Here is a 6704-nt window from a genome sequence, read left to right on the forward strand (position 1 = left end):
CTGTTGGCCGTGCTCACGTCCTCATCCGAGGCCGACTGTTCGTCGGTCAGCGAGGTAATGACCAGCACTTCCTCGTTGTTCTCGGCCGTCGTCTGAGCGCGCACCACAATGGTGTAGTACACATCGTTTGCCGATTTCTCAACCGACGAGACGGTGCCGAGCGGTAGACCCTTGGGGAACACGCCACCGATGCCCGAGGTCACGATGATGTCGCCAACCTTAACATCGGAGTCGACGCTCACGTACTCAAGACGCAGCGTGCCGTCAGCCTGACCCTGCAGCATGCCCTGGGCGCGCGTGTCCTGCACCATGGCGGACACGCCCGAGTTCTCGTCGCTAATCAAGCGCACGGTAGAGCTCTTGGCCGATACCTCGATAATCTGGCCGATAACACCGGCAGAACTCGTCACGGGCATGTTGATGGTAAGGCTGTCGGCAGAGCCCTTGTCGATGGTAACGGTCGAAGTCCAGGCATCGCCGGAGGCACCAACAATACGAGCAGCGGTCGATTTGAGGTTATAGGTCGACTGCAGGCCGACCAGCCCTTCCAGACGCTCAGCAGTCTTTTGAGCCTCGGAGAGCTCGGCAACCTTAGAGGTCAGCTCCTCATTTTGCTTCTTAAGCTCGTCAAGCGTGTCCTGCGACGCCGTAAGGTTAGAGAACACGTTGCCGATCGCATTGAAGGGAGCCGCCACAGCCGAACCCACAAAGCGCACCGGCGAGGTAATCGTCGTTACGCCCGAACGCACGGCATGAATCGGTCCTGCCTCGCCCTCGCGGATGTAAAACGTGAGCAGCAACACCGAAATCAGGCTGAAAACAATCAACGGGCGCATACCCGTTGATTGTCGCTTGGTATTCAGATTTGTGGAGAAACCCGAAGATCGTGCCAAATGGAATCCACCTTTTGGAAATTAAGCATTGGTCTGGACGAAGCCACCATCAAACGCATTGGCCTCGAGCACGCGGGCGCAGCCGTTAACGACGTTATCGAGCGCCGTAGGACTGACGTTGACCGAAACGCCGGTCTCATCGCGCAGGCGCACGTCGAGACCGCGCAGCAGCGCGCCGCCACCGGTCAGCAAAATGCCGTAGTACATAAGGTCCGAGGCAAGATCGGGCGGCGTGGCATCGAGTGCGTCCTTGACGGCCTTGGCCATCTCGTCAAGCGGCTTGTTGAGTGCGCGACGGATCTCCTCGCTCTCGATGCGCACGGTCTTGGGCAGACCGGTGATCACGTCGCGGCCGTTGACCTCGACGTCGAGCTCGTCCTTGAGCGGCACGGCGGAGCCGACCTTGATCTTGATGTCCTCTGCCGTACGCTCGCCGATGGCCAGGTTGTAGGCATCGCGAACGTGCGTGAGGATGGCCTGATCGAACTCGTCACCGGCAATACGGATGGACTGCGAGACGACGATGCCGCCCATAGCGATAACAGCGACCTCGGTGGTACCGCCACCGATGTCGATGACCATGGAGCCGGTGGGCTCCTCGACGGGCAGGTCGGCGCCGATAGCGGCGGCCATAGGCTCTTCGATCAGATAGGCCTGGCGAGCGCCGGCCTGAATCGTGGCCTCAAAGACGGCACGCTTCTCGACCGACGTGACGCCGGAGGGAACGCAGACGACAACGCGCGGACGCGGGGTCCACGGATAGCGCTTCTCGGAAGCCTTGTCGATAAAGTAGCGGAGCATGGCCTCGGTAACATCGAAGTCGGCGATGACGCCGTCCTTCAGGGGACGAACGGCCACGATGTTGCCGGGCGTACGGCCGAGCATGCGCTTTGCCTCGATACCGACCGCCAGGATGCGCTCGTCGTTCTTGTCGATGGCGACAACAGAGGGCTCGCGAATGACGATGCCCTTGCCGCGCACGGAGACAAGCGTATTTGCGGTGCCGAGGTCGATGGCAAGATCGCCCGCATAGCTACCGAAGAACATATCCATCAAAGAAAACAACGCAACTCCTGATGTGTTGGATGATTGCTGGAAAACTACTAGCTCATCATACTAGCGTAAGCCCGGCACCTCACTTGCGGTGAAGCGCCGGGCAAAGCTAAATCCCATAAGGTCACTACTGGTTGTCAGCAGCCGAGAAATCCATATCGAGCGAGGAAACGGCCCAGCCGATATGGTTGTCGGAGCGCACGAATTTGACGGTGTACTCCTGCTCGCCGCCCTTGGACAGCGATGCCTTCACCTTGGCGGTCGTCTCGGTCATGGACTGATCCATGCCCTCGACAGACACGGTGGCACCCTGCGGAATCGAGGAGATGATCATCGACTTGGCGTCCTCGGACAGGCTCGAGGCCAGGCAAGACTCGGCCTTTGCGGTGTCACCGTCGCCGGCAGCCTGGAACAGATCGGTAACGACAGACTCCTGGGACGGGAAGCCAAAGCCGCGCGTGTAGGCAAAGCCCAGACCGCCCGCGGCGATCAAAATGAGCAGAAGCAGCACGATGAAGACTTTAAGACCCGTGTGGCGATGGCGACGACGGACCTTGGCCTGCTTACGATCCTGACGGTCCTGCTGGACCATCTCGGACTCGGACAGCGTAAAGAAGCCGGTGTCCGAGGGATCGGGCATAAACTGACCGGTCGCGCCCGTAGGATCGAGCGGATCGACGACAGGAGCGTCCATCGCGGGCGCCGGAGCCGTGGCCATAGCCGTCTGGGCAGACAGCGCGGCAAGCGAATCGTGCACGCGGGCAAGCTCATCGGCCTGCTCGGAGGTGAGCTGGTAGATGCCATCGGCAGTAGCGGCGTTAAAGGCGTCGAGTGCGTCGGAGGGACGGCCGGCGGCAGAAAGCGCCTGACCCATGCCAGCGTTGAGCGCGCGCGTGTCGTCGCGGGGACCGGCAAAGTCGATAGCCGTGCGGTAGGTCTCCACGGCATCCGCCGGACGGCCGAGCTTAATGAAGCAACGACCGAGCTCGCCGAGCGCGGCGGCAGGGGCCGGATTGGCGCCGTCGATGGCGGCCTGACGGAAGGCAGTACCCGCGTTGGCATAGTCGCCCGACTGGAACAGCGCGTTACCCAAGCCCAGATAGGCCTTGAACGGCGTGGCATAGGAAGCATCCTGCGTAGCAGCAGAGAACGCCTGAGCGGCCGTTGTGTAGTCGCCCACGGCGGCGAGTGCCTTGCCGCGGTTGGTGAGCAGCGCGCCGCGCTTGCCATAGGTGCCGTCGTTGAGGGCGGCGGCATAGGCCTCGGCGGCCTCGGCATACATGCCCAGGTGCATCAAGGCGTTGCCACGAAGATGATCGGCCTCGCCCATAATCTCATCGGGAGTTTTTGCCGCCCCAAGCATCTGGGCTGCAGCGGAAAAATCACCCGCGCGGTAAGCGGCGCGGCCCTGTTGGATCAGCTGGCTATTCAAGGAAGTCCCCTTTACTCGTGAACGATCTCGACATGGACGATCTCGTCGCCGGCACGCAGCTGCGAAATCACATCGAGACCCTCGACCGTGGTACCAAAGACGGTGTACCCGGAATCGAGGTTATGCTGGGCACCCAAGCAGAAGTAGAACTGCGAACCCGCGGAATCGGGGTCCATGGAGCGTGCCATGGCAAGGGCACCATCGACATGGCTGTTGCGCGGATTGGTGGCAAACTCGCCCTTGATGCAGTAGCCGGGGCCACCGGTACCGGGCATGCCGTCGGGGCCCTCAAGACCGGCAGCGACGTCAGCGCCGGACATATCGCGGGTATTGGGGTCGCCGCCCTGGATGACAAAACCGGGCACATAGCGATGGAATTTAAGGCCATCATAGAAACCCATCGTGGAAAGCTCGCAGAAGTTCGCGACATGAATGGGAGCGCCCTCACCGTCAAACTTGACCTTGATGGTACCCTTCGACGTCTCGATAACGGCGCACTCGTCGCCGGCAAGCTGATACTCGGGCGTGTAGAGCTCTTTCTTAAAACCAAACATGTGGTTCCTTCCTCGTGCGTTTAAAGCATATTTGTACGAATTGTAGCAATAAGCATGCGCTTACATCAATTGCGCACGTAGGTTATGCCGACTATGGCGAACTAATTTTAGGAACGCTGCTGCGGCTTCCAGGAGCCCACGTTGGCGTCGTACTGATTCAGCGCGCTGTTGCCGCCCTGTGCGATGGGCGCCAGGATCTCGCTTTGGTGGGAACTCATCGACTCGCCATCGGGAATGGCCAGCGAGATATCCCAGCTCTGGCAGATTACGTCGACGCGCTCATACATCCACTCGGCAAGCTGCTTTAAGTGGGCGATGTCATCCGCATAGACCGTATCGTCCTGATACTTAAGGTTGTTAAGCTCATCTTGCGTCTTTTTGATCTGGTCGCGCAGGGCGTAGGCACTCTGCGACAGCTCCTGACGGGTGGACAGCGGCGTTCGGAGATAACCGTTGTTAAAGGAATCGATGACCTCGCCGATCTGATCATTGTTGTACGACACAATGGTCTGATACAGGCTGTCGAGCTTGGTGTAGAGCTGGTCATCGGTCAGCACGGTATCTTCCTGGACCACCTCGGCAGAATCGTCCTGCTTGGTATCGTCCTCAGTCGCCTCGCCCTTTTGGCGCGTGGGGAAGGTCGTCTGCGCGGCCTGGCCAAACTGGTCATAGAAGCCAGGCATGACACCCATGGGATCGGCCGTCACGAACCAATACGCACCACCGCACACGACGGCAAGGACCGCGATGATAATAAGCGGCTTGGGGATATGACGCTTGTGCTTGTGATAGGCGTCCTCGTCGGGATGCACCTTGCGCTTGGGTTTTTGAGCATCGTCGTGCAGGGAAACCGGCGTGGGAATATCGACCTTGGGAATACCGAAATCCTTATCGAAAGCCGGCAGCACGCAGGTCTCATTGGGGTCGGCGGCGTCTGAGAGCACCGCAGCGGCAGAGGCCGGCGCATGAGGCACCTCGGTATCGATCTGCTCTTGCGTTAGGCGCGGAAAGCCCGCCGTGCGGCCCGCTGCCAGGTCGGATGCGGCCGCATCCTCGGAGAGGATACCCGGAGCGGGGCGTCCGCATTTGGGGCACGTACGATCATGTGGAGAAAGACGGGCACCGCAGCCCTCACAGAACACGAACTCGGTGTGCTCGGGACCATCGCCCGGACCCACATAGGCGTTGCAGTAGGGGCAGAACGAGGCGCCGTCCTCGATAGTCTTAAGGCAATGCGGGCAGATCACGGCATCCTCTTTTCGAAGCAATTCAAACAATCGAGGTTAGAGCATAACATCGCCACGGCCCCACAGGAACAAGGCACCAATTCAACATCGCCAGGGCGCGTAGCTACTTCTTCTTTTTGCTTGGCATCGAGACTTTGATGCCTTGGGCGGACTTGGTCACGCGAGAGCGCTTGGCTCCGGTACTCTTCTTTTTCTTGGGCTGGGCCTGGGCCACGCCCTCAAGTGCGCGGGCCTCGGCCTCGCGAGCGGTGCGATCTTCGCGGCGCTGCGCCATGTCGGCGGCGACGCGCTTGGCAAAACGCTCGGCCGTCGAACCCGTCGAGCTCACCTTGCCGCCACCGCGACCCAGGTGAACGCGCACACCACGGCCAAAACCAGTTGCGGCATGACGACGACGCGGCTTGAGCGAATCCATCATCGTGGCGAGCTTAAAGAACACCGAGCAGGTAAAGATCACGATGACAGCCAAGATAACCATCTGGCCTATCGACAGGTTGGCAATAGACAGCAGCTCCGGGAATCCGATAACGCCCACCAGGATGCCGGCGACTACAAACACAAAGAGCACCACACGTAAGGGCGTGAGAGGCTGCGAGATGTGCCAGATCAGGCTGACGCTCGCCGCGCACGACGTAAGCAGGCACATCGTAGACAGCGTGAGCTGGCTAAAGCCAAACACGCGCGCCACAAAGATATCGAGCGCCGCAGCCAAAATGACTGCAATCGACGCCGGCAGCGCACGCTTGAGTACGTTCGTCAAAAATGACCCCTTCACGCGAGCATTGTTGGGCTCCAAACCCAGCACAAAGCCCGGCGCGCCGATGCAGAAGAAGTTGATGAGTGTCATCTGGATGGGCTCGAAGGGGTACGGCGGCAGTGCAATGCACAGCGCCGCCAGGCCCATCGAGAACAGCGTCTTGGTCAGGAACAGCGAGGCCGAACGCTGCAGGTTGTTGATGGAGCGACGGCCCTCGGCCACCACGGCGGGCATCGAGGCAAAGTCGTTGTCGACGAGTACGATCTCGGCCACGTTACGTGCGGCATCGGAGCCAGCCGCCATGGCCACGGAGCAGTCGGCCTCCTTGAGCGCCAGCACGTCGTTGACGCCGTCGCCCGTCATGGCCACGGTGTGCTCGCGGCGCTTGAGCGCCTGCACGAGCTCGCGCTTCTGCTGCGGGGTCACACGACCAAAGACATGGTAGCGGTCCACTGCGGCATCGAGCTTGGCCGGCGTATCGAGCGTCGTGGCGTCCACATAAGCGTCCGCCCCCGGCACGCCCACCACGCGCGCGATCGACGACACTGTACGCGGGTCGTCGCCGCTGATCACGTTGAGGGTCACGCCCTGCTCGTTAAAGTAGCCGATGGTCTCGGCCGCCGAGGTACGAATCTCGTCGCGGATGGTCACAAAGCCCACGGGCTCGGCCTCGCCCACCATATCGCCATCGGGCGTAAAGCCGTCCACGCGCGCCACCACGAGCACGCGGCAGGTATCGGCAAGCTCGGCGACACGGTTCTCGACCTG

The 6704-nt window shown here is 60.9% G+C and carries 6 protein-coding genes; all 6 read right to left on the minus strand.

The genetic code is table 11. The annotated features are described in order from the left end of the window. Positions 1–893: rod shape-determining protein MreC (gene mreC / locus ABHR76_RS09110; protein WP_346977456.1), on the minus strand; the 893-nt coding region annotated here is incomplete at its 3' end. A 21-nt stretch (positions 894–914) separates the two neighbouring features. Beyond that, positions 915–1946 (minus strand): rod shape-determining protein, encoded by a 1032-nt coding sequence (gene mreB / locus ABHR76_RS09115; RefSeq protein ID WP_006236061.1) that lies wholly within the window; start codon positions 1944–1946, stop codon positions 915–917. A 127-nt stretch (positions 1947–2073) separates the two neighbouring features. Then, a complete protein-coding gene (locus tag ABHR76_RS09120) occupies positions 2074–3378 on the minus strand; it encodes a tetratricopeptide repeat protein (RefSeq protein ID WP_346977457.1) in 1305 nt (434 codons plus the stop codon). Positions 3379–3389: 11 nt separating this feature from the next. Then, positions 3390–3932: a peptidylprolyl isomerase gene (locus tag ABHR76_RS09125; RefSeq protein ID WP_006236059.1), complete on the minus strand. Its 543-nt coding sequence runs from the start codon at positions 3930–3932 to the stop codon at positions 3390–3392. Between the two features lie 107 nt (positions 3933–4039). Further along, positions 4040–5179, minus strand: a complete 1140-nt coding sequence (locus ABHR76_RS09130) for a zinc ribbon domain-containing protein (protein WP_346977459.1) — start codon at positions 5177–5179, stop codon at positions 4040–4042. A gap of 103 nt (positions 5180–5282) precedes the next feature. After that, positions 5283–6704: HAD-IC family P-type ATPase (locus ABHR76_RS09135; protein WP_346977461.1), on the minus strand; the 1422-nt coding region annotated here is incomplete at its 5' end.

This window comes from Collinsella aerofaciens (genome assembly GCF_039752985.1).
GTDB classification, from domain to species: domain Bacteria; phylum Actinomycetota; class Coriobacteriia; order Coriobacteriales; family Coriobacteriaceae; genus Collinsella; species Collinsella aerofaciens_BT.

Excerpts from the sequence above, each read along its gene's own strand:
- ABHR76_RS09125 (WP_006236059.1), bottom strand. The coding sequence starts at position 3,932 with ATGTTTGGTTTTAAGAAAGAGCTCTACACGCCCGAGTATCAGCTTGCC.
- mreB (WP_006236061.1), bottom strand. The coding sequence starts at position 1,946 with ATGGATATGTTCTTCGGTAGCTATGCGGGCGATCTTGCCATCGACCTC.